The following is a 21,365-nucleotide window of genomic DNA, read 5'->3' on the forward strand; positions in this document are numbered from 1 at the left end:
CCTACCAGGCGCTGAACTGAACAGGCCGGCAGTGGGGGAACCCCGGCCCGTGCCGCGATTTACGTCGCGGCACGGGCAGGAGCGCCGCCATGGGTTTCATCTGGACCATCATCATCGGGTTGATCGCAGGTGCGATCGCCAAGTTCGTCATGCCGGGGCGTGATCCCGGCGGCATCATCGTGACGATCCTGCTGGGCATCGTTGGTGCGCTGGTGGCGACCTGGCTCGGCCAGGCCATCGGCTGGTATCGCGCGGGCGAGGGCGCTGGCCTGATCGGCGCCGTCGTCGGCGCCATCATCGTCCTCATCATCTATCGCATGGTCGCCCGCCGCGACAGCGTGACCCGCAGCTGAGGACGGTCCAGGGCCGTCACGGCCCTGGTGGATGGGGTATGGGGAAGGCAACGCCTTCCCCATGCACCTCAGAGGTTGGTGATCCCCGCACGCTTCACCGCATCCGCCCAGAAGGCGATATTCTCCTCCACGAAGCGCGTCGTCGCCGCCGGGTCCATGATCTGCGGCTCGAACCCGATTTCCCTGAATCGCGCGACGAGTTCCGGTTGCGACAGTGCATCCGCCATGGCGCGGCTGAGTCGTGCCGTTGCGTCCGCCGGCATGCCTGCGGGCCCGGCGATGCCGAACCAGTTCTCCACGATCACGCGCGGCAGGCCGGATTCCACGAAGGTGGGGATATCCGGCATGGTCGGCAGGCGCGTGCGGGCGGAGATGGCCAGCGCGCGCAGCGTGCCGGCGCGGATATGGGGGGCGGCGCTGGGCAGGCTGTCGCACATGGCCGGCACTTCGTTCGCCAGCACCGCCTGCAGCGCGGGCCCGGCGCCGCGATAGGGGACGTGGACGATATCGACGCCCGCTTCCAGCTTGATGAGTTCGCCCATCAGGTGGTTCGACGACCCGTTGCCGGAGGTCGCGTAGTTCACCGCGCCCGGCCGGCGCTTCGCTTCCGCGATGAAGCCTGCCAGGTCGCGCGCCGTGAAGCTGGGATGCACGACCAGCACGGAATGGAACAGGCCGAGCATGCCGACATGGGTGAAGTCGCGCAGCGCGTCGTAGCCGGGGTTGGCGACGACGGCGGGGACGATGCCGTGCGATCCGACGCCGGAGACGACGAGGGAGTAGCCATCCGCCGCCATCCGCGCCACGGCCTGGGAGCCGACGCCGCCGGAGGCGCCGCCGCGGTTTTCCACCACCACGGTCTGGCCCAGCACGGATTGCAGCCGTTCCGCCGCGAGGCGCCCGACGACATCGGTGGAGCCGCCGGGCGGGAAGGGCACGACGAGGCGGATGGTGCGGTTGGGATAGGCGCCTTGCGCCATTGCCAGCCCTGGTGTGGCGAGGGCCGCGGCGATTGCCGCGCGGCGGGTGATCTTCATGCGGTTCTCTCTCCGGGTTTCAGCGGCGGCGGATGATCAGTTCCTTGACGAACTGGTCTCCATGGATGGCGGTGACGTCGATCTCATCGGCCAGGTAGACGATGCGGCCTTCCAGCGTCTCCGGCAGCTTCGCGGCGGAGGGGCTGTGCGTGGCGATGATGTGCAGCACGGGCAGCGGCACGCCGTGCTGGGCGGCCAGGCGCGCGGCTTCGAAGGCGTGCGGCATGGCGCGGCCGATCGGCGTCTTCTCCACCCCGCCGCCGGGCTTCGGCTGATACTCCACGAGCTTCGAGGCATCCTGCAGCAGGCAGGCGGCGATCAGTACGTCCCGGTCGATCTGCGTGCCGTGGAAGCGCTGCAACACATCGGCGATGGCCAGCGCGAGGGCGGTGACGCTGCGGGTATGGGGCACGTTGGGATAGGCGATCTCGCCGGATGTCGGCACCGATGCCAGATCGTCAAAGGATGATTGCGCCCAGAGGTCGCGCCACACCGCGCGCACCTTCTCGGCCAGCGAGGCATCGCTGATCTGCGCGACTTCGGGGAAGTAGGTGTCGAGATCGAGCATCGGGCGCGGCGTGTTCGTCATGCGCCGAGGCTAGGCGCGTATCGCAGGATTGGACAAGGTGCGTTGCCCGCCCTCGCGACGCGGCGCATGATTCCCGACACGCCCCCAAGAGACCGCGCATGAATCCCGAGGACCGCTTCCCCAATTTGCCGCTGCCGATGCGGCCGCGGCTCCAATGGCCGGATGGCAAGCGCGTCGCGCTCTGGGTCGTGCCGAATGTGGAGCACTACGAATTCCTGCCGCCGGTCGGCGCACGGCGCGATCCCTGGCCGCGCACGCCGCATCCCGACATCCAGGGCTATGGCACGCGGGACTACGGCAATCGCGTGGGCTTCTGGCGGATGGCGGAGATGATGGACCGGCTGAAGATCCGCTGCACCGTCAGCCTCGGCGTCGCGGCCTTCGAGCATTATCCGGAGGTGATGCGCGGCTGCCTCGACCGGGGCTGGGACGTGATGTGCCATGGCATCTACAACACGCGCTATCTGTGGGACGTGCCGGAGGAGGAGGAGCGCGCCTATATCCGCGATTGCGTCGAGAGCTATGCGCGCGTCACCGGCGGCGGCAGCATGGCGGGGTGGCTGAGCCCGGCGCTGTCGCACACGCTGAACACGCCGGACCTCGTGGCGGAGGCGGGCTTCCGCTACTTCTGCGACGTGGTGCATGACGAACAGCCCTGGCCGATCCGCACCCGTGGTGGACAGACCATGATCTCCCTGCCCTACACCGTCGACCTCAACGACGCCGTCACGAACCGCGCGGGGTGGGAGGCACCGGATTACTGCCGCATGGTGCGCGATGCCTTCACGCGGCTCTACGTGGATGGGGAGACGCAGGGGCGCGTGATGTGCCTGGCGGTGCATCCCTACAACATGGGCCAGCCGCATCGCGCGCGGCACCTGGAGGAAACGCTGGCCTGGATCATGGGGCATGAGGGCGTGTGGCAGGCCACCGGCGCGGAGATCGCGGATTGGTACCTGGCGCACCACCATCCGCGCGTCATGGCCGCGCTGGAGGGCCGCTGACATGGCCGGTCTGCGCCAGCCGGGGATGGACCACGATCTCTATCCCTACGCGCCACTGCCGGGACGTGGCGCGCTGCGCTGGCCGGGTGATGCGGGGCTTGCCTTCGCGCCTGTGCTGTATCTCGAACACTGGGAGTTGCTGAACACGCCAGGGACGAAGCGCGTGGCGCGGGCGCAGGGGCCGTGGGGCAACCTTTCCCCGGATTGGCGCAGCTTCACCTACCGGGACTACGGCAACCGCATCGGCATCTGGCGGGTGCTGGAGGCGCTGTCGGCGCGCGGGCTGCGCGCGACGGTGGCGTTGGGCAGCGCGGCGGCGGAACGCCACCCCGCGGTGGTGGAGGCGATCGTGGCGGCGGGGCATGAGGTGGCGGCGCATCCCAGCCACGCCACGCGCCTGCACGCCAGCCACATGAGCGAGGATGAGGAACGCGCCGCCATCGCCGCCGCCATCGCCAGCGTGGAACGCAGCACCGGCACGCGGCCGCGCGGCTGGATCGCGCAGGATTTTTCGGAATCGGCCCACACGCCGCGGCTGGTGGCGGAGGCAGGGCTGGAATGGCTGGCGGATTGGCCGAATGACGAACAGCCCTACCTGCTGAACACCACGCCCGGCATCGTCTCCATCCCCGTGATGGCGGAGCTGGATGATGCGCAGATGATGTGGGCGAAGCTGATCCCGGGCTGGGAATGGCCGCCGCTGGTCGGCGAGGCCGCGGCGCGGTTGACGGCGGATGCGGCGGGCGGCGCGGGGCGGTGCCTGCTGCTCGGCCTGCATCCCTGGCTGGTCGGCCAGCCCCACCGCATCGGGCACCTGGAACAGGCGCTGGATGCGGTGCTGGCGACGAAGCCCTGGTGCGCGACGCTGTCGGAGATCGCGGCCGCGGCGAAGCCTCAGATCAGCCCAGGCTGAGCGTCGGGATCAGCGCGCGATAGATCTCCCGGTCGCGCCGCAGCGCGGCGGCGAAGAGGTCCGGCGGCAGGAAGGCGGGGTTGACGCGGGCGCGCGTGGCGAATTCGCGGAATTCGGGGCTGGCGATGGCCACGCGCACCGCCTCCACCCAGGCAGCGGCCACAGCATCCGGCAGGCCGCGCGGGGCGAAAAGGCCGATATCGACGCTCTGCACCAGGTCGACGCCGCTTTCCCGCAGCGTCGGCACATCGGCGGCCAGCGGATTCCGCGTTTCGCCGAACTGCACCAGCGCGCGCAGCCGGCCATCGGCGACGGCGGGCAGGATGGCGACGGGCAGGCCGATGACGAAATCGGCGTGGCCGCCGAGCACCGCCGTCATCGCCGGCGCCAGGCCCTGGAAGGGCGCGTGCAGCAGCTTCACGCCGGCGGTGCGGGCCATCGCCTCCCCCGCCAAATGAACGGCGGTGCCGGCGCCGGAACTCGCGAAGACCACGCGTTCCGGATTGGCGCGGGCATGGGCCAGCATCTGCGCGAAGCTGGCATAGGGCGCATCGGGACGCGCGGCGAGGATATGGGTGTTCGCCGTCACGCGGCAGAGCGGCACCAGATCCTCGAACGCATAATTCGGGTTGGGCAGCAGGGGCAGCACGGTGGCGACGGCGCCGGCGGCATAGAGCAGCGTGCGGCCATCGGGCCGGGCCGTCACCACGGCACGCGCGCCGATGGCGCCGCCGGCGCCCGCGCGGTTGTCGACCACCACGGCATGGCCGAGCGCGCCGCGCAGCAGCGGCGCGAGGGCGCGCACCTCCTGGTCCGTCACCCCCGGGGCATAGGGAACCACCACCGTGGCGTTGCCGTCGATCGGCTGCGCCACGGCGTTGCGCGCGGCAGCAGCCATCATTGCCAGAACCAGTGCACTGCGCCTGCGCATCATCATCGTTTCCTCCGCGGGACTTTCGCCGCGGATGCAGGATGCTACGCTGCCGCAGGCCCGGCAATCAGGACATCCCGCGATGAAGAAGACGGCACGCATGCGCCAGTTGCTGGCGGGGGAGGAGGTCGTCGTCTCCCCAGGGGTCTATGACGGCTACAGCCTGCGGCTGGCGCAGCGCGCGGGGTTCCACACCGCGAGCACGAGCGGCGCGGGCATCGCGAATGCCAGGCTCGGCGTTCAGGACACCGGGATGATGTCGCTGCACGAGAATGTCGATGCCTGCCGCGCCATGGCGGCATCGGTCGATATCCCGCTGATGGCGGATGCCGACACCGGCTACGGCAATGCCGTGACCGTCTTCGGCGTGGTGCGGATGTTCGAGGATGCGGGGGTCGTCGGCATCAATATCGAGGACCAGGAATTCCCCAAGCGCTGCGGCCACATGAAGGGGAAGGAACTGATCCACCCGAGGGAGATGGCGAAGAAGATCGAGGCCGCGGTGAAGGGAAGGCGCGACCCTGACTTCATCATCAATGCCCGCACCGACGGCATCGCGGTGGAGGGGATCGAGGGCGCGGTGGAGCGCGCGAAAATCTACGCGGCCGCCGGCGCCGACATGATCTTCCCCGATACCGTGCGCGGCGAGGATGACATCAAGCGCCTGGTCGATGCGGTGGACATCCCCATCAGCATCAATATCGGCTTCGGCATCCGCAGCCGCCCGACCACGCCGCTGATCCCGGTGAAGCGGCTGAAGGAACTGGGCGTGAAGCGCGTCAGCGTGCCGCGGATGCTGCCGGCCGCGGCGCTGAAGGCCATGGAGAACGCGCTGGCGCTGCTGCGCCACACGCTGGAGACGGGGGAGGTGGTGGACCGGCCGGACCTGCTCTTCTCCATCGACGACATCAAGACGCTGATGGATTACGAGACGCTGGAACGGCTGGAGGAGGAGCTGCTGCTGCCCGAGCAGCTCTTCCGCAAATACCAGGCGGAGAAGGCGCGGATCTGAGTCAGCCGGCCTGGTAGGCCAGGATGGCGGCGGCCAGATCCTCGCCCGCCCAGCCGACCGATTTGAAGACGGTGACGTCATCGGGGCGGGTGCGGCCGGGATGGACGCCGCGGGTCAGGGCTTCGAGGTCGGCGACGACGGAGGCCTCCGTGATCGCGCCCTCCGCGATCGCCCGCACGACGTCACCGGCCTCCGCCAGCACGCCGGCGCGGGTATCCGCGACAACAGTGGCGCGGGCCAGCAGGGCGCCGTCGCTTTCGCGCATCGTCGGGCGGAAGGCGCCGACCAGATCCACATGCGTGCCGGGGGAGATGTCGGCGCCGCGGACCAGCGGCGCGTCGGAGAGGGTGGCGCAGGAGATGATGTCGAAGCCCCGCGGGTCCGGGCTAGCGGCGGCGCGGGCGGGCAGGCCGTGGTGGGCCAGGCGGCGGGACAGGGCCTCGGCCTGGTCGGGCTTGCGGGCCCAGATCGCCACCTCCTCGATCGGGAAGCGGTCGCACCATGCCTCCGCCAGGGTGGTGGCGACGCGGCCGGCGCCCATCACGAGGAGGCGGCGGCTGTCGGGCCGCGCCAGGTAGCGGCCGGCCAGGGTGCTGGCGGCGGCGGTGCGGCGATCCGTCAGCTCCCCCCCATCCAGCATGGCCAGCGGCTGGCCGGTGGCACCGTCCGACAGCAGGTAGACGGCCTGGACGGCGGGCAGGCCGCGGGCGCCATTGCCGGGCAGGACATGGACGATCTTGACGCCCGTGAAGCCCCCGGCTGATGCCGGGCCCGTCCAGGCGGGCATGAGGAGGAGCATCCCCTCCGCTTCGTCACCCGGCTGGGGCAGCGGGTGGCGGTGGCGCAGCGGCGCGGCGCAGCCCTGGCGGAACATCGCCTCCAGCGCCTGTTCCAGCGCGCCCCAGGGCAGGGCGGCGCGAAGCTGTTCCGCGGTGACGATGCGCATGGAGGACAACCTTCTGCCGGGTGGGCTGGGGGGCAGGGACCTGTCGCATCCCGCCCGCGGGGCGCCAAGGGGGGGCGCCAAGGGAGGCGGGCGCGGCGTTTGAACGCGGCGTTTGACAGGGGCTTGCGGCATGCGTAGGGGCGTGGGCCGGGGGGCATGCCGCGAGATGCGCGTTGATCCGGGGCTACGGCTGGCGCAGCATCCCGGGAACGGGGATGGCCGGCGGTGCCCGCGATCGGCACGCGACGTGGTGGCACCACGCGGTTGAAACAGCCCGGGCCTGAAGGGGCGGGGCATGAGGGAGATGACGGTATGAAGGCGCTTCGCCTTTCTGTGACGCGCGCCCTGGGAGGCGTCGCCCTGGCGGCATCCCTGGCGGCACCGCTGGCCGCGCAGCAGGCGCCAGCGGCCGGTACGGCGACGACGCTGGACGCGATCCGCGCCCGCGGCAGCCTGATCTGCGGCGTGAACACCGGCCTGGCCGGCTTCGCCCAGCCGGACAGCCAGGGCGTGTGGCGCGGCTTCGACGTGGATTACTGCCGCGCCGTCGCCGCCGCGCTCTGGAACGACGCGAGCCGGGTCCGCTACGTGCCGACCACGGCGCAGAACCGCTTCACTGCGCTGCAATCCGGCGAAGTGGACATGCTGTCCCGCAACACGACCTGGACGCTGTCCCGCGACACCTCGCTGGGCTTCGACTTCACCGGCATCAATTTCTATGACGGCCAGGGCTTCATGGTGAAGGCCTCCGCCGGCGTGCGGACGGCCCGGGACCTGAACGGCGCCACCATCTGCGTGCAGCCCGGCACGACCACCGAACAGAACCTGACGGACTGGGCGCGCGCCAACCGCATCCAGTTCACCCCGGTGGTGATCGAACAGCTGAATGACGTGGTGCAGGCCTATGTCTCCGGCCGCTGCGACGCCTACACGACCGACGTGTCCGGCCTTGCCTCCACCCGTTCCGCCCAGGCGCGGCCGCAGGAACACGTGATCCTGCCGGACGTCATCAGCAAGGAGCCGCTTGGCCCGCTGGTCCGCCATGGCGACCAGCGCTTCGCCGACCTGCTGCGCTGGATCCACTACGGCCTGATCGGTGCCGAGGAATTGGGCATCACCGCCGCCAACGTGGCGCAGGCCGCCGCGTCCGACCAGCGGCCGGAAGTCCAGCGCATGCTGGGCCGCACGGGTGACCTCGGCCGGATGCTGACGGTGGACAATGCCTGGCTGCTCAACGTGATCCGCACGGTCGGCAATTACGGCGAGGTGTTCGAGCGCAACCTGGTGCCGATCGGCCTGCAGCGCGGCCCGAACGCGCTCTGGACCAATGGCGGGCTGCAGTACTCGCCCCCGTTCCGGTGAGGTGAAAGGGGGGGCGCCGGCGGATCGCCGCCGGCGCCCCCTGCCCGCCGGACCTGCCCGTGGCCGATGAAGCCGGCCCCACTCTTGCATGGACCGGCCTGCCGCCCGACTCAGCGGATGATCATCACGCCGTGCCTGATTGCCTGAAGCGGGGCCAACCCCGCCGGGCCACTCCACCAGGGAAGCCTCATGTCCTCATCCACCGCCGATCCGCGCCTGGCCTCCGCCGGTCCGCCGCGCCGCCCGATCCGCCTGTCCTGGTCGGATGAAAGGCTGCGCGCCATCGTCTGGCAGATCCTCGTCGTCGGCATCGTCGGCTCCATCGTCTGGTGGCTCTGGTCCAACACCGTGCACAATCTGGAGGTGCGGCGGATCGCGACCGGCTTCGGCTTCCTGCAGCGGGAGGCGGGGCTGCCGATCGGCGAATCGCTGATCGACTACGACCCGACCCACAGCTACCTGCGCGCCCTGACCGTCGGTGTGCTGAACACGCTGAAGGTGGCGGTGGTGGGCGTCATCCTCGCCACCATCCTCGGCACGCTGATCGGCATCGCCAAGCTGTCGAAGAACTGGCTCGTCTCCAAGCTCGCCAGCTTCTACATCGAGGTCATCCGCGACCTGCCGCTGCTGCTGCAGCTGCTGTTCTGGTACACCATCCTCCAGGGCCTTCCCGGGCCGCGCCAGGCGCTGAACCCGGTGGATGGCGTGTTCCTGTCCAACCGCGGCATGAAGCTGCCCTGGATCGAATGGCTGCCGGCGCATAACTGGGCGCTGCTGGCGATGGTGGCGGGTGCCGTCGGCACCTGGGCCTATGCGCGCGCCATGCGGGCGAAGCAGTATGCGGATGGCCAGCCGCGCAAGATCTGGCCGGCGGGCCTGGCGCTGATGGTCGGCCTGCCACTGGTGGTCTGGGCGGCGCATGGCGCGCCCTTCACGCCGGACATCCCCGCGCTGCGCGGCTTCAACTTCCGCGGCGGCATCTCCATCAGCCCGGAATACTTCGCCCTCCTGCTCGGCCTTGTGACCTACACCGCCGGCTTCATCGCGGAAATCGTCCGCGCCGGCATCCAGGCGGTGAACCAGGGGCAGTGGGAAGCGGCCGAGGCGCTGGGCATGCGCCGGGCGGAGATCCTGAAGCGGATCGTGCTGCCGCAGGCGCTGCGCGTGATCGTGCCGCCGATGACGTCCCAGTACCTGAACCTGACGAAGAACAGCTCCCTGGCCGTGGCCATCGGCTACCAGGACATCGTCAGCATCGCGAACACGACGCTGAACCAGACGGGCCAGGCGATCGAGGGCATCGCCATCATCATGCTGGTCTACCTCAGTATCAGCCTGTCGATCTCGCTGTTCATGAACTGGTACAACGCGCGCATCGCGCTGGTGGAGCGCTGAGCCATGAGCGACATCACCGCCAACACGGCCGTGCCGCACCAGGCCGGCGCCGAACGCCGGCAGCCGCCCGTCGCCACCACGGGCATTGTCGCCTGGGCGCGGATGAACCTGTTCTCCTCCTGGATCAACACCGCCGTCACCCTGGCGCTCGGCTACCTGGTGGTGCGCTGGACGATCGGCTTCGTGGACTGGGCCTTCCTGAACGCCATCTGGTCCGTGCCCGTCGTGAACGGGCAGGCGCAGACCCAGGCGTGCCGGGAGATCAAGGGGGTTGGCGCCTGCTGGGCGGTGGTGACGGAAAAGCACCGCTTCATCCTGTTCGGCACCTACCCCTATGAGGAACACTGGCGGCCGCTGCTGGTCTGCGTGCTGTTCGTCGCGCTCTACATCGTCTCCGCCCTGCGGCGCTTCTGGAACTGGCGGCTGATCCCGATCTGGGTCGGCACGCTGACCGCGATCGGCATCCTGATGTGGGGCGGCGTCTTCGGCCTGACCTATGTCCCGCAGGAACGCTGGGGCGGGCTGCCCATCACGCTGATCCTGTCCACCTTCGGGCTCGCCTTCGCCTTCCCGCTGGCGGTGCTGGTGGCGCTCGGCCGGCGGTCGAAGCTGCCGGCGATCAAGACGCTTTGCGTGCTGTATGTGGAACTCATCCGCGGCGTGCCGCTGATCAGCCTGCTGTTCATGGCCAGCGTGATGTTTCCGCTGTTCCTGCCGGAAGGCATGAACATCGACAAGCTGCTGCGCGCGCAGGTCGCCATCACGCTCTTCGCCGGCGCCTACCTGGCGGAAGTGGTGCGCGCCGGCCTCCAGACCCTGCCGCGGGGGCAGTATGAGGCGGCGGATGCGCTCGGCCTCTCCTACTGGCAGAAGACGGGCTTCATCATCCTGCCGCAGGCGCTGCGGCTGGTGATCCCGCCGCTGGTGAACACCTTCATCGGTTTCTTCAAGGATACGTCGCTGGTGCTGATCATCGGCATCTTCGACCTGCTGACGGCGGGCAAGACCGCGATCGTGGAGCCCGCCTGGCAGGGCTTCGGGATCGAGGTCTACATCACCATCGGCCTCATCTACCTGGTGTTCTGCTTCGCCATGTCGAAGTACAGCCAGGATCTGGAACGCGAACTCAACCGGCACCGGCGGCGGTAGCGGCGGCCCGCGGGGCAACCCGAGGCCGCACCACCACGCCGACCAAGCCGGAAGCCGGAAGACAGGGAAAGACACAATGAGCGAGACCATCGAGACCGAGGCCCAGATCGCCTCCGCCATGCGGACGGATGCGCCGCCGGCGATCGTGCTGGAAGGCGTCAACAAGTGGTTCGGCGCGCTGCACGTGCTGCGGGACGTCAACCTCTCCGTCGCCACCGGCGAACGGGTGGTGGTCTGCGGGCCGTCCGGGTCCGGCAAATCCACGCTGATCCGCTGCATCAACCGGCTGGAGACGCACCAGGAAGGCAAGATCCTGGTGGACGGGATCGAGCTGTCGGACGACCTCCGATCCCTCGACGCCATCCGGCGCGAGGTCGGCATGGTGTTTCAATCGTTCAACCTGTTCCCGCATTTGACGATCCTGGAAAACTGCACCCTGGCGCCGATCTGGGTGCGCCGGATGCCGAAGAAGGAGGCCGAGGAGCTGGCGATGGAATACCTGACCCGGGTGCGCATCCCGGAGCAGGCCAAGAAGTATCCGGGCCAGCTTTCCGGCGGCCAGCAGCAGCGCGTCGCCATCGCGCGCGCGCTGTGCATGAAGCCGAAGATCATGCTGTTCGACGAGCCGACCTCGGCGCTCGACCCCGAGATGATCAAGGAAGTGCTGGACACCATGGTGATGCTGGCCTCCACCGGCATGACCATGATCTGCGTGACGCATGAAATGGGCTTCGCCCGCCAGGTGGCCGACCGCGTGGTGTTCATGGACCGCGGCGAGATCGTGGAGAGCGGGGAGCCGGAGAGCCTGTTCAGCGACCCGAAGACGGACCGCCTGAAGCTGTTCCTGAGCCAGATCCTCCGGGGCCATTGACCGGGAAGGGGGGCGGCGCGAGCCCGCCGGTGGCGGCGCGCTTGCGTCCCCCCCGCCCGCGGGCCTATGCCTCGCGGCGTTCCGCCTCTGGAGCGCACCCTTGAGCCATTCCCCCGCGGCCGAACGTCCCGTGACGCTGGCCGCCCTGATCGGCGTGCTGGGCATCGTCTATGGCGACATCGGCACCAGCCCTCTCTACGCCCTGCGTGCCGCCTTGCTGCACTTCTCCGCCGACGGAATCGAGCGGTGGGAGATCCTTGGCATCCTCAGCCTGATCTTCTGGTCCCTGATCCTCACGGTGACGGTGAAATACGTCATCTTCGTATTGCGGGCGGACAACCGGGGGGAGGGCGGGATCCTGGCGCTGATGGCGCTGGCGCAGCGCCATGCGCGCACGCCGCGCGGCCGCTGGATGGTCGCGGTGCTCGGCATCATCGGGGCCAGCCTGTTCTTCGGCGATGGCATCATCACGCCGGCCATCTCCGTCCTCTCGGCGGTGGAGGGCCTCAAGGTCATCTCGCCGCATTTCGAGGAAGCGGTGGTGCCGATCGCGCTCGGCATCCTCATCGCGCTGTTCCTGGTGCAGTGGCGGGGCACCGCCACCATGGGCAAGGTCTTCGGGCCGATCTGCGCGCTGTGGTTCGGGACCATCGGGCTGCTCGGGCTGATCGAGGTGATCAAGGAGCCGGAAGTGCTGGCGGCGCTGTCGCCGCACCACGCCATCACCTTCTGCGGCTACTACAAGCTGGCCGCCTTCATCGCCTTCGGCTCCGTCGTGCTGGCGGTGACGGGGGCCGAGGCGCTGTATGCCGATATGGGCCATTTCGGCCGCAAGCCGATCCAGCTGGCCTGGGTGGCCTTCGTGCTGCCCGCGCTGGCGCTGAACTATTTCGGCCAGGGCGCGCTGCTGCTGTCCGAGCCGGAATCGATCGAGAATCCCTTCTTCCTGCTGGCCCCGGACTGGCTGCGCCTGCCGCTGGTGATCCTGGCGACGGCGGCGACCATCATCGCCAGCCAGGCGATGATCTCCGGCGCCTTCTCCATCGCGCGGCAATGCGTCCAGCTCGGCTTCGTGCCGCGGCTCGAGGTGCGCCACACCAGCGACACGGAGCAGGGCCAGATCTACATGCCCCAGGTGAACATGATGCTGCTGATCGGCGTCATCATCCTGGTGCTGGAATTCAAGAACAGCGACAGCCTGGCGGCGGCCTACGGGCTGGCGGTGACGGGCACCTTCCTGGCCACCTCCTGCCTGGCGATGCTCGTGTTCCGGCGGGCCTATGGCTGGCCGCTGATGCTGGTCATCGCGGTCTTCGGGCCGCTGCTGCTGCTCGACCTCGCCTACTTCATCTCCACCGCGCTGAAGATTCCCGAAGGCGGCTATGTGCCGCTGCTGCTGGGCATCGCGACCTTCACCCTGATGCTGACCTGGCGGCAGGGGCGGGACCTGCTCTTCGCCCGCTTCCGGCAGGACAGCCTGCCGCTGAAATCCTTCATCGCCCGCCTGCCGCAATCCCGCACCATCCGGGTGCCGGGGATCGCGGTGTTCATGACGGGGCAGGCGGACCTGGTGCCCGGGGCGCTGCTGCACAACCTGAAGCACAACAAGGTGCTGCATGAGCGGGTGCTGTTCGTCACCGTGATCAACGAGGACATCCCCCGCGTCGAGCAGCGGCGGGAGGTGACGGAACTGGCCCCCGACATCCACCGCGTGATCCTGCGCTACGGCTTCCAGGAAAGCCCCCACATCCCGCGGGAGCTGGAGGCGCTGCGCGACATCGGCATCGCGTTCGAGCCGATGCAGGCCAGCTATTTCCTGGGGCGGGAGACGGTGGTGGCGGCGGCGGTGCCGAAGATGCCGCGCTGGCGCCAGTGGATCTTCACCCTGCTGTCCCGCAACGCGGTGCCGGCTACGGAATTCTTCCGCATCCCGTCCGACCGCGTGGTCGAACTCGGGGTGCGGGTGGCGATCTGATCGGCTTGCGCGCGCCGAACCTTGGGGCGGCGCGCGCGTTCGGTTCGGCTCGGACACGTCCAGGGAAGGGGATGCGGTGACGGCCGCCAAGCTCATCGAGGTCACGCTGGCGATGGCCTGGAGCCCGGGCATGGCGCCCGGCGAGGAACCCGCGCGCATCGTCTTCCGCATCGCGATCGACGGGCAGGGGCAGCCCGATGCCGCCGCCTGGCTGGCGGACCCCGACCCCTGGCCCGCGCGCTACGAGGCGCCCGGAAAGCCGCCCCTGGGCGGCGACGTGACGCATGACGAGGATGGCTGGTCGCTGCGCTTCTTCGCGGAGTCCACGGCGCCGCCTGATGCCCCCATGCATCGCATCCGCCACCTCGGCATGCCGCGGCCGGGCGAGGTGCTGACGATCCGCGAGCCCAGCGGGGCGGAAGCGGCGTGGCGCGTGGTGGGGATCGGCTAACCCCCTCCCCCAAACGAAAAAGACGCCCGCCATGCCGGCGGGCGTCTTCATCGAACTGGTGGAGCCAAGGGGAGTCGAACCCCTGACCTCTTGAATGCCATTCAAGCGCTCTACCAACTGAGCTATGGCCCCGCACCGTGGCGAGGCGCGCCCTATAGCGGCGCCTGGAAGCCTGCGCAAGCCTCCCCGAACCCCCTTTCCGTATCGCCCCGCGCCGCATAGTTATGGACCATCACGAGCCGCCGTTCTCGGCGGCCGCGGGCGGGAGAGCGCGATGCGAAAGATCCATCCTGATGCGAAGGCGGCGCTGGCCGGCCTGCTGAAGGACGACATGACCATCATGTCGGGCGGCTTCGGCATTTCCGGCATCCCGTCCCTGCTGATCGAGGCGATCCGGGAAAGCGGCGTGAAGGGCCTGACCGTCATCTCCAACAATGCGGGGATCGACGATGCGGGGCTCGGCCTGCTGCTGCACACGCGCCAGATCCGCAAGATGATCAGCAGCTATGTCGGTGAGAACGCGACCTTCGCGAAGCAGTACCTTGCCGGTGAGCTGGAGATCGAGTTCAACCCGCAGGGCACGCTGGCGGAACGCATCCGCGCCGGCGGCGCCGGCATCCCCGCCTTCTTCACCAAGACCGGCTACGGCACCGCCGTGGCGGAGGGGAAGGAGACGCGGGAATTCGACGGCGAGCATTACGTGATGGAGCGCGGGCTTTTCGCCGATCTCGCCATCATCCACGCCTACAAGGGCGACCATGAGGGCAACCTCGTTTATCGGAAGACCGCGCGGAACTTCAACCCGATCATGGCCAGCGCCGCGCGCGTGACGGTGGCGCAGGTGGAACACCTGGTGAGGCCCGGGGAGATCGACCCGGACCACATCCACACCCCCGGCATCTTCGTGAAGCGCCTGGTGCTGTGCCCGCCCGATTTCGAGAAGCGCATCGAACAGCGCACCGTCCGCAAGCGCGCGGCCGCCGCCGCCGCTGGCGCTGAATCCCAGGCCTGAGGAGCACCACGACATGCCCTGGACCCGCGACCAGATGGCCGCGCGCGCCGCGCGCGAGCTGCAGGACGGCTTCTACGTCAACCTCGGCATCGGCATCCCGACGCTGGTGGCGAACCACGTGCCGGATGGCATGACGGTGCAGCTGCAATCGGAAAACGGCATGCTGGGCCTTGGCCCCTTCCCCTATGAGGGGGAGGAGGATCCGGACCTCATCAATGCCGGCAAGCAGACCATCACCGCCCTGCCGACCAGCAGCTTCTTCGACAGCGCGCAGAGCTTCGGGATGATCCGCGGCGGGCATATCGACCTGTCCATCCTGGGCGCTCTCCAGGTCGCGCAGAATGGCGACCTGGCGAACTGGATGATCCCCGGGAAGATGGTGAAGGGGATGGGCGGCGCGATGGACCTGGTCGCCGGCGTGAAGAAGGTGATCGTGCTGATGGAGCACACCGCCGGTTCTTCCGCGAAGCTTCTCAAGGCCTGCAATCTGCCGCTGACGGGCCGCCGCGTGGTGGATCTGGTGGTGACGGATCTCGGCGTCTTCGCCATCGACAAGAAGGGCGATGGCGCGATGCGGCTGCTGGAAACGGCGCCGGGCGTGAGCGCGGAGGAGATCCGCGCCAAGACCGAGGCCGACTACATCACGGCCTGACGTCTGGACGGGGTGGGCTTCGGCCCGCCCCTATTGCAGCTGAGGCTGCTGGCGGCGCTGGTAGCGCAGGCGGTCTTCCTCGAGGATCCGGCGCAGGCGGTCGAGTTCCCGCTCCCGCTCCGCCAGCGAACGCTCGGCGTCATTGCCGGTGCTGGCCGGCAGGGCGGCGGGCTGGGGCGCGGTGTCGCGGAACACGGGTTCCTGGGCGGCAGGCGGCGCCGGGGCGCGGGCGCGGCGGACGGTGCTGCTGCCGGTGCGGCGCGCGGGCGTCGCGGTGGCGGGCACGGGCGGCGGGGGCACCCAGTCCAGGATCGGGATCGGGCCGCGCGGCGCGGCGGATGTGGCGGCCACGCCGGGTGCCGTCGGCGTGAAGCGCGGCTGGACCGGCATGCGCTGGCGGAAGCTGTCGAATTCCTGTGCGGTGGAGCTCATCAGGTCCCGGCCCGGGCCGCTGTCATTCCAATGCTGGGCAGCGGCCGGCTGGGCCAGGAGCAGGCCGATCGGCAGGACGAGAAGGGTGACGTGGCGCATCGGCCAGGATTCCGGATCGAACGGTGGGTTCACCGGAAGATGAACGCCCGCGCCGCGCCGCACAAGCATCGGCGTGCGGCGGAACGGTGCGCCCGCGTCAGCGGAGCAGCAGAAAAACCAGCATGAGGCTGCCGAGCGCGATGCGGTACCAGCCGAAGGGCGTGAAGCCGATGCGGCCGATGACGCCCATCACCCAGCGCACCACCACCAGCGCCACGATGAAGGCGGTCACGAAGCCCACGCCGATCTGCGCGAGGCCCTCCAACTCCAGCTCCGCCCGCGCCTTGAACAGGCTGTAGGCGGTGGCGGCGACCATGGTGGGGATGGCGAGGATGAAGGAGAATTCGGCCGCCACCTTGCGGTCCACCCCGATCAGCAGCGCGGTGATGATGGTGGCGCCGGACCGCGAGGTGCCCGGGATCATCGCCAGCGCCTGGCCGAAGCCGATGATCAGCGCCGCCAGCGGCCCGATCTGCGGCACGGAATGGATGGTGGGGGTGTGGCGCAGCCGCTCGATCAGGATGATGGCGATGCCACCCACGATCAGCGCGAAGCAGACGACCCAGGGGCTGAACAGCAGCCGCGTGATGGTGCCGTGGAGCGTGGCGCCGATGGCGGCGGCCGGCAGGAAGGCCAGCAGCAGGTTGATGGCGTAGAAACGCTCCGGCCCCGGGCGCCAGGCCTTGGTGACCAGCGACATCAGCGTGGGCCAGAAGACCACCACCACGGCCAGGATGGCGCCGAGCTGGATGACGATCTCGAAGGTCTTGCCCGGCGGGCCCTGGAAGCCCAGCAGCTCCCCCAGCAGGATCAGGTGCCCGGTGGAGGAGATGGGCAGGAATTCGGTGATGCCCTCCACGATGCCCATGAGAAAGGCGGAGAACAGGGTGGCGGCATCCATGGGCGCGGGGCACTCCGGGCGGGGCGGGCCGTGCAATACAGGGCGCGGCGGCCGCTGGCTATTCCATCTGGAGGCGGCCGAGCAGGCCAAGGTTGCCGCGTTCCGCCCGCAGCAGCAGCAATTCGCCGTGCGACGCCTCGATCCCCGTCACCGCCAGGATGTTGGCGCGATGGGTGATGAGGATGACGGCGCCCGCCCCCTGGCGGCGGGCGCGTTCCAGGCTGATGACGTGCTGGCGAAGCTGTTCGCCGCGGGTGGCGGTCCCCGCCCTGTCCCAGGGGTCGAGCGTGGCATCGGGGATGACGGGGCCGAGGTCGAGCAGCAGCGCCGTCTCCCAGGCCGAGCATTGATGGGAGGTCAGCAGCGTGACGGGGGGCAGCCCGGCTTCGCGCAGCGCGGCGCCCCAGCGGCGCATCTCCTCCCGCCCCATATCCGTCAGCACGGCGGAGGGTTCGCAGCCCGGGACGGGGGGCGCCGTGCCGGGTGGGGCGGGGATGGCGCCGCCATGGCGCATCAGTGCCAGGCCGCTGTCACGCAGCAGGGCGGGTTCATGATCGGCCCGCGCCGGCTTCACGCCGAGCAGGGCCAGTATCAGCAGCAGGCGACCGACGATCCGCATGGGGCATCCCCATCAAGGCGGTTCGGCCCGGGGGTAGTGTGATGGGTAGTCCGGGGGGATCCGGGCCGGGATCCCCCCTTGGCCAGCGCGCGGTGGCGCGTCAGCGCACCGTCTGGGCGGCGCTGAAGGCGAAGTTATCGTAGCTGTTCTCGGCGATCCGGAACCACTGGAACTGCTCGGTCCGGAAGCGATTGTAGCTTTCCATGATGCGGGCGAAGCGGGCGTTCTGGCGGCCGATATCGGCCACCATCTCCTCATTCGCGCGCCAGGCGGCTTCCAGGATGGGGCGCGGCCAGAAGCGCAGCTGGGCGCCGGCGGCGACCAGGCGGCGCAGCGCCTGCGGGTTCAGGTGGTCATAGCGGGCGACCATGTCCGAATCCGCCTCGGCGCAGGCGACGTCGAGCGCGTGCTTGTAGAGGTCCGGCAGCGCCGCATAGGCGCGCTGGTTGGAGATGAAGTGCAGGCGGGCGCCCGGCTCCCAGAAGCCCGGGGCGTAGTAGAAGCGGGCCACGCGGACGTAGTTGGCGCGTTCATCGTCATGCGGGCCGACGAATTCGGCGGCATCGATCACGCCGCGCTCCAGCGACGGGTAGATGTCGGCCGGGGCGATCAGGGTGGGCGCGGCGCCGAGGCGGGTGAAGAGCTGGCCGGCCAGGCCCGTGATGCGGAACTTGAGGCCGCGGAGCTGGTCGACCGAGGTGATCTCGTTCCGGAACCAGCCGCCCATCTGCGCGCCGGTGTCGCCCGCCGTGATGCCGTGGATGTTGTATTCGCGGAACAGCTCCGCGGCCAACTCGTTGCCGCCGCCATGGCGGAACCAGGCGGTCATCTGCCGCGTGTTCAGGCCGAAGCACATGGCGGTGAAGGGGGCGAAGCCGGGTTCCTTGCCCAGGTAGTAGTAGGCGGCGGTGTGACCGGCCTCGATCGTGCCGGCCTGGACGGCGTCCAGCACCTGCAGGCCGCCCACGATCTCACCGGCCGGGAAGGGCTGGATGCGGAACTTGCCTTCCGTGAGCTGCGCGACGCGGGCGCAGATGCGGTCGAAGGTGCCGTAGAGCACGTCGAAGACGCGGGGGAAGGAGGAGGCGGCCCGCCAGCGGACCTCCGGCAGGGCCTGGGCCAAGGCGGGGGTGGCGATGGCGGCGGCGGGAATGGCGGCGGCGGCGGCGCCCACCATGGAACGGCGATTCATCGTGATTTGTCCTCCCTCAGGCTGGGCGCGGATGCGGTGATCCGCCACTGGCGCAGACGCTTAATGCATCCCCGGCCCGGCGGAAATAGGCGCCTTTCGCCCCCGATCGTTCACAGGACGAATCCAGCCAGCACCACCCCCGCGACGATCATCTGCAGCAGGTTGGCGGCGACGGAGAGCTTGTGCGCGCGGTCGAAGGCGCGGCCGGCATCGGCATCGCCGGCCTTGGCGGCGTCGGAGAGCAGGTTGATGCGCGGCATCAGCACCTGGCGCAGCCAGAAGGCGAGGCCGGCGATGGCGGCCATCATCCCCGCATCGGGCTTGGACAGCGGAAACAGCGCCACGCAGGCGGCCGCCGATGTCGCGAGCACCCAGAGATAGTAGGGCGGGAAGACGGCCCGGACGAAGCGGCTGGCCATCTCCGCCGGCAGGGCCTTGAAGATCATCGGCGCGATGAGGGCGGCGAAGAAGGCCATGCCGCCGAACAGCAGCGCGGTGGCGAAGAGGGCGAGGGTGGCGAGGATGGTCACGGGCGGCTCCGATGTTCAGCCCCGCATGTCGCGACGATGCCGCGCCTGGCAAGGCGCCTCGCCCGCCTCCCGCGCTGGGCGTGGCGCCCGTCAGTGCCCGCGGACGACCTTCGCCACCGGGGCCCCGCGGCCGCCAAGCCGGCGGATCCCGCCGCCGCCGAACAGCAGGGCGGCGCCGAGGATGAGGAAGCCCGCGCTCCAGAGCAGGACATCGCGCAGGCTGGGGCCGGTGAGGTGCGGGCCGGCGGGGGCGATGAGGCCGAGGAAGATCGCCATCAGCATCCCGAAGGTGCCGCAGCCCAGCGCGACGAGGGCAAGGGCATGGGCGAGCGTGCTGAACAGGGCGGCGGCGCGGGACCGCGTGGTGAGGCTGTTCTCATGCGCCTGACGGCCCACGAGGTAGAGAAAGATTGCCGCGATGACGAGCCAGATCCACATGCGGGGCGGTATCCCTTGACGGGCGGATCATGCGGCGGCGGGGCGCCGCGGGCAAGAAGCCGGGCCCGCCCCCTGGAGGGGACGGGCCCGCCGGGCACTCAGTAGCGGTACTGGTCGGCCTTGAAGGGGCCGCTTTCGGCGACGCCGATATAGGACGCCTGCTGCGCCGTCATCTTGGTCAGCGTCGCGCCGACCTTGGCGAGGTGCAGCATGGCCACCTTCTCGTCCAGGTGCTTCGGCAGGACGTAGACCTTCTTCTCGTACTTGCCGGGGTTGGTCCACAGCTCGATCTGCGCCAGCGTCTGGTTGGTGAAGGACGCGGACATGACGAAGCTGGGGTGGCCCGTGGCGTTGCCGAGGTTCACCAGGCGGCCTTCGGACAGCAGGATGATGCGCTTGCCCGTGGGGAACTCGATCTCGTCCACCTGGGGCTTCACATTGTCCCACTTGTAGTTGCGCAGCGCAGCGACCTGGATCTCGCTGTCGAAGTGGCCGATGTTGCAGACGATGGCGCGGTGCTTCATGGCGCGCATGTGGTCGGCGGTGATGACGTCCACATTGCCCGTGGCGGTGACGAAGATGTCGGCCTGCGGCGCGGCCTGCTCCATCGTCACGACCTCATAGCCCTCCATCGCCGCCTGCAGCGCGCAGATCGGATCGACCTCGGAGACCATGACGCGGCAGCCGGCGTTGCGGAGGCTGGCGGCGGAGCCCTTGCCCACGTCGCCGAAGCCCGCGACCATCGCGACCTTGCCGGCCATCATCACGTCCGTGCCGCGGCGGATGGCGTCCACCAGCGATTCACGGCAGCCATAGAGGTTGTCGAACTTCGACTTGGTGACGCTGTCATTCACGTTGATGGCGGGGAAGAGCAGCTTGCCTTCCTTCGCCATGTTGTAGAGGCGGTGGACGCCCGTCGTCGTCTCCTCCGACACGCCGACGATGTTCTTCGCCAGCTCCGCGAACCAGCCCGGCTTGGTCTTCAGGCACTTCTTGATCAGCGCGAAGAAGACTTCCTCTTCCTCATTCGTCGGCTTCTCCAGGAACGCCACGTCGCCCTGCTCGGCGCGCAGCCCGTAATGCACCAGCAGCGTCATGTCGCCGCCATCGTCCAGCAGAACGTTCGGCGTGCCGCCATCGGCCCATTCGAGGGTCTTCTGCACATAGTCCCAGTATTCCGGCAGCGTCTCACCCTTCACGGCGAAGACGGGCGTGCCGGTCGCGGCGATGGCGGCCGCGGCGTGGTCCTGCGTGGAGAAGATGTTGCAGGAGGACCAGCGCACATCGGCGCCGAGTTCCTTCAGCGTCTCGATCAGCACGGCGGTCTGGATGGTCATGTGCAGGCAGCCGGCGATGCGGGCGCCCTTCAGCACCTTGCCGGGGCCGTATTCCGCGCGCGTCGCCATCAGGCCGGGCATCTCATCCTCGGCCATCGAGATTTCCTTCCGGCCCCAGCCGGCGAGGGAGATGTCCTTGATGATGTAGTCGGCGGCTTCGGGCAT

The 21,365-nt window shown here is 69.3% G+C and carries 23 protein-coding genes and 1 tRNA gene; 12 read left to right on the plus strand and 12 right to left on the minus strand.

Annotation, left to right across the window (positions count from 1 at the left end; genetic code table 11):
• The first annotated feature begins 89 nt into the window (after nucleotides 1-89).
• Nucleotides 90-353 (plus strand): GlsB/YeaQ/YmgE family stress response membrane protein, encoded by a 264-nt coding sequence (locus BM041_RS10985; RefSeq protein WP_092959312.1) that lies wholly within the window; start codon nucleotides 90-92, stop codon nucleotides 351-353.
• Nucleotides 354-421: 68 nt separating this feature from the next.
• Here the strand turns inward: BM041_RS10985 and BM041_RS10990 are convergent, their stop codons facing one another.
• A complete protein-coding gene (locus tag BM041_RS10990; RefSeq protein ID WP_092959314.1) occupies nucleotides 422-1,390 on the minus strand; it encodes a Bug family tripartite tricarboxylate transporter substrate binding protein in 969 nt (322 codons plus the stop codon).
• Nucleotides 1,391-1,409: 19 nt separating this feature from the next.
• Complete coding sequence (locus tag BM041_RS10995; RefSeq protein WP_092959316.1) at nucleotides 1,410-1,979, minus strand: HD domain-containing protein; 570 nt, start codon at nucleotides 1,977-1,979, stop codon at nucleotides 1,410-1,412.
• Nucleotides 1,980-2,077: 98 nt separating this feature from the next.
• On the opposite strand from BM041_RS10995, the gene BM041_RS11000 reads away from it, so the two are divergent.
• Nucleotides 2,078-2,983, plus strand: a complete 906-nt coding sequence (locus tag BM041_RS11000) for a polysaccharide deacetylase family protein (RefSeq protein WP_092959318.1) — start codon at nucleotides 2,078-2,080, stop codon at nucleotides 2,981-2,983.
• 1 nt (nucleotide 2,984) lies between these two features.
• Nucleotides 2,985-3,896: a polysaccharide deacetylase family protein gene (locus BM041_RS11005; RefSeq protein WP_175533869.1), complete on the plus strand. Its 912-nt coding sequence runs from the start codon at nucleotides 2,985-2,987 to the stop codon at nucleotides 3,894-3,896.
• Here the strand turns inward: BM041_RS11005 and BM041_RS11010 are convergent.
• Entirely contained in the window at nucleotides 3,883-4,797 is a 915-nt protein-coding gene (locus BM041_RS11010; protein ID WP_175533870.1) for a tripartite tricarboxylate transporter substrate binding protein, read from the minus strand. The genes BM041_RS11005 and BM041_RS11010 overlap by 14 nt on opposite strands.
• A 112-nt stretch (nucleotides 4,798-4,909) precedes the next feature.
• Here BM041_RS11010 and BM041_RS11015 point away from each other — a divergent pair, with 112 nt between their 5' ends.
• Nucleotides 4,910-5,839 (plus strand): isocitrate lyase/PEP mutase family protein, encoded by a 930-nt coding sequence (locus BM041_RS11015; protein ID WP_092959822.1) that lies wholly within the window; start codon nucleotides 4,910-4,912, stop codon nucleotides 5,837-5,839.
• Between the two features lies 1 nt (nucleotide 5,840).
• Here the strand turns inward: BM041_RS11015 and lhpI are convergent, their stop codons facing one another.
• The gene (lhpI, locus tag BM041_RS11020) at nucleotides 5,841-6,785 is read right to left on the minus strand and encodes a bifunctional Delta(1)-pyrroline-2-carboxylate/Delta(1)-piperideine-2-carboxylate reductase (RefSeq protein ID WP_092959323.1); all 945 of its coding nucleotides are present in this window, start codon (nucleotides 6,783-6,785) and stop codon (nucleotides 5,841-5,843) included.
• Between the two features lie 312 nt (nucleotides 6,786-7,097).
• Between lhpI and BM041_RS11025 the strand changes: the two genes are divergently transcribed.
• From BM041_RS11025 to BM041_RS11050, 6 genes are all read left to right on the plus strand, one after another.
• Nucleotides 7,098-8,147 carry an amino acid ABC transporter substrate-binding protein gene (locus BM041_RS11025; protein ID WP_092959325.1) on the plus strand — a complete coding sequence of 350 codons (1,050 nt, stop codon included), beginning with the start codon at nucleotides 7,098-7,100 and terminating at the stop codon, nucleotides 8,145-8,147.
• Nucleotides 8,148-8,336: 189 nt separating this feature from the next.
• Complete coding sequence (locus BM041_RS11030; protein WP_092959326.1) at nucleotides 8,337-9,542, plus strand: amino acid ABC transporter permease; 1,206 nt, start codon at nucleotides 8,337-8,339, stop codon at nucleotides 9,540-9,542.
• A gap of 3 nt (nucleotides 9,543-9,545) precedes the next feature.
• The gene (locus BM041_RS11035; RefSeq protein ID WP_092959328.1) at nucleotides 9,546-10,691 is read left to right on the plus strand and encodes an amino acid ABC transporter permease; all 1,146 of its coding nucleotides are present in this window, start codon (nucleotides 9,546-9,548) and stop codon (nucleotides 10,689-10,691) included.
• Nucleotides 10,692-10,767: 76 nt separating this feature from the next.
• Nucleotides 10,768-11,562 (plus strand): amino acid ABC transporter ATP-binding protein, encoded by a 795-nt coding sequence (locus tag BM041_RS11040; RefSeq protein ID WP_408735401.1) that lies wholly within the window; start codon nucleotides 10,768-10,770, stop codon nucleotides 11,560-11,562.
• Between the two features lie 100 nt (nucleotides 11,563-11,662).
• Nucleotides 11,663-13,537 carry a potassium transporter Kup gene (locus tag BM041_RS11045; RefSeq protein WP_245762031.1) on the plus strand — a complete coding sequence of 625 codons (1,875 nt, stop codon included), beginning with the start codon at nucleotides 11,663-11,665 and terminating at the stop codon, nucleotides 13,535-13,537.
• Nucleotides 13,538-13,613: 76 nt separating this feature from the next.
• Nucleotides 13,614-13,988 carry a hypothetical protein gene (locus tag BM041_RS11050; protein WP_092959330.1) on the plus strand — a complete coding sequence of 125 codons (375 nt, stop codon included), beginning with the start codon at nucleotides 13,614-13,616 and terminating at the stop codon, nucleotides 13,986-13,988.
• 56 nt (nucleotides 13,989-14,044) lie between these two features.
• Here the strand turns inward: BM041_RS11050 and BM041_RS11055 are convergent.
• Nucleotides 14,045-14,120 (minus strand) — tRNA-Ala (locus BM041_RS11055).
• A 142-nt stretch (nucleotides 14,121-14,262) separates the two neighbouring features.
• On the opposite strand from BM041_RS11055, the gene BM041_RS11060 reads away from it, so the two are divergent.
• Both BM041_RS11060 and BM041_RS11065 read left to right on the plus strand, forming a co-directional pair.
• Nucleotides 14,263-15,000 carry a CoA transferase subunit A gene (locus tag BM041_RS11060; protein ID WP_092959332.1) on the plus strand — a complete coding sequence of 246 codons (738 nt, stop codon included), beginning with the start codon at nucleotides 14,263-14,265 and terminating at the stop codon, nucleotides 14,998-15,000.
• A gap of 13 nt (nucleotides 15,001-15,013) precedes the next feature.
• Nucleotides 15,014-15,652, plus strand: a complete 639-nt coding sequence (locus BM041_RS11065) for a CoA transferase subunit B (protein WP_092959334.1) — start codon at nucleotides 15,014-15,016, stop codon at nucleotides 15,650-15,652.
• 30 nt (nucleotides 15,653-15,682) lie between these two features.
• Here the strand turns inward: BM041_RS11065 and BM041_RS11070 are convergent, their stop codons facing one another.
• The 7 genes from BM041_RS11070 to ahcY all read right to left on the minus strand — a co-directional run bounded on the left by BM041_RS11070 (nucleotide 15,683) and on the right by ahcY (nucleotide 21,365).
• Nucleotides 15,683-16,183 (minus strand): hypothetical protein, encoded by a 501-nt coding sequence (locus BM041_RS11070; protein WP_092959336.1) that lies wholly within the window; start codon nucleotides 16,181-16,183, stop codon nucleotides 15,683-15,685.
• A gap of 97 nt (nucleotides 16,184-16,280) precedes the next feature.
• On the minus strand, nucleotides 16,281-17,084 hold the full coding sequence (locus tag BM041_RS11075; protein WP_092959338.1) for an undecaprenyl-diphosphate phosphatase: 804 nt from the start codon (nucleotides 17,082-17,084) through the stop codon (nucleotides 16,281-16,283).
• 58 nt (nucleotides 17,085-17,142) lie between these two features.
• Nucleotides 17,143-17,703, minus strand: coding sequence for a histidine phosphatase family protein (locus BM041_RS11080; protein ID WP_092959340.1), 561 nt, complete (start codon nucleotides 17,701-17,703; stop codon nucleotides 17,143-17,145).
• 100 nt (nucleotides 17,704-17,803) lie between these two features.
• On the minus strand, nucleotides 17,804-18,895 hold the full coding sequence (locus BM041_RS11085; RefSeq protein WP_092959342.1) for a TRAP transporter substrate-binding protein: 1,092 nt from the start codon (nucleotides 18,893-18,895) through the stop codon (nucleotides 17,804-17,806).
• A 110-nt stretch (nucleotides 18,896-19,005) separates the two neighbouring features.
• Nucleotides 19,006-19,425 (minus strand): DUF4149 domain-containing protein, encoded by a 420-nt coding sequence (locus BM041_RS11090; protein WP_092959344.1) that lies wholly within the window; start codon nucleotides 19,423-19,425, stop codon nucleotides 19,006-19,008.
• 90 nt (nucleotides 19,426-19,515) lie between these two features.
• Nucleotides 19,516-19,863, minus strand: a complete 348-nt coding sequence (locus tag BM041_RS11095; protein WP_092959346.1) for a hypothetical protein — start codon at nucleotides 19,861-19,863, stop codon at nucleotides 19,516-19,518.
• A 98-nt stretch (nucleotides 19,864-19,961) separates the two neighbouring features.
• A complete protein-coding gene (ahcY, locus tag BM041_RS11100) occupies nucleotides 19,962-21,365 on the minus strand; it encodes an adenosylhomocysteinase (RefSeq protein WP_092959348.1) in 1,404 nt (467 codons plus the stop codon).

Origin of the sequence: Falsiroseomonas stagni DSM 19981 (assembly GCF_900114315.1) — a bacterium.
GTDB classification, from domain to species: domain Bacteria; phylum Pseudomonadota; class Alphaproteobacteria; order Acetobacterales; family Acetobacteraceae; genus Falsiroseomonas; species Falsiroseomonas stagni.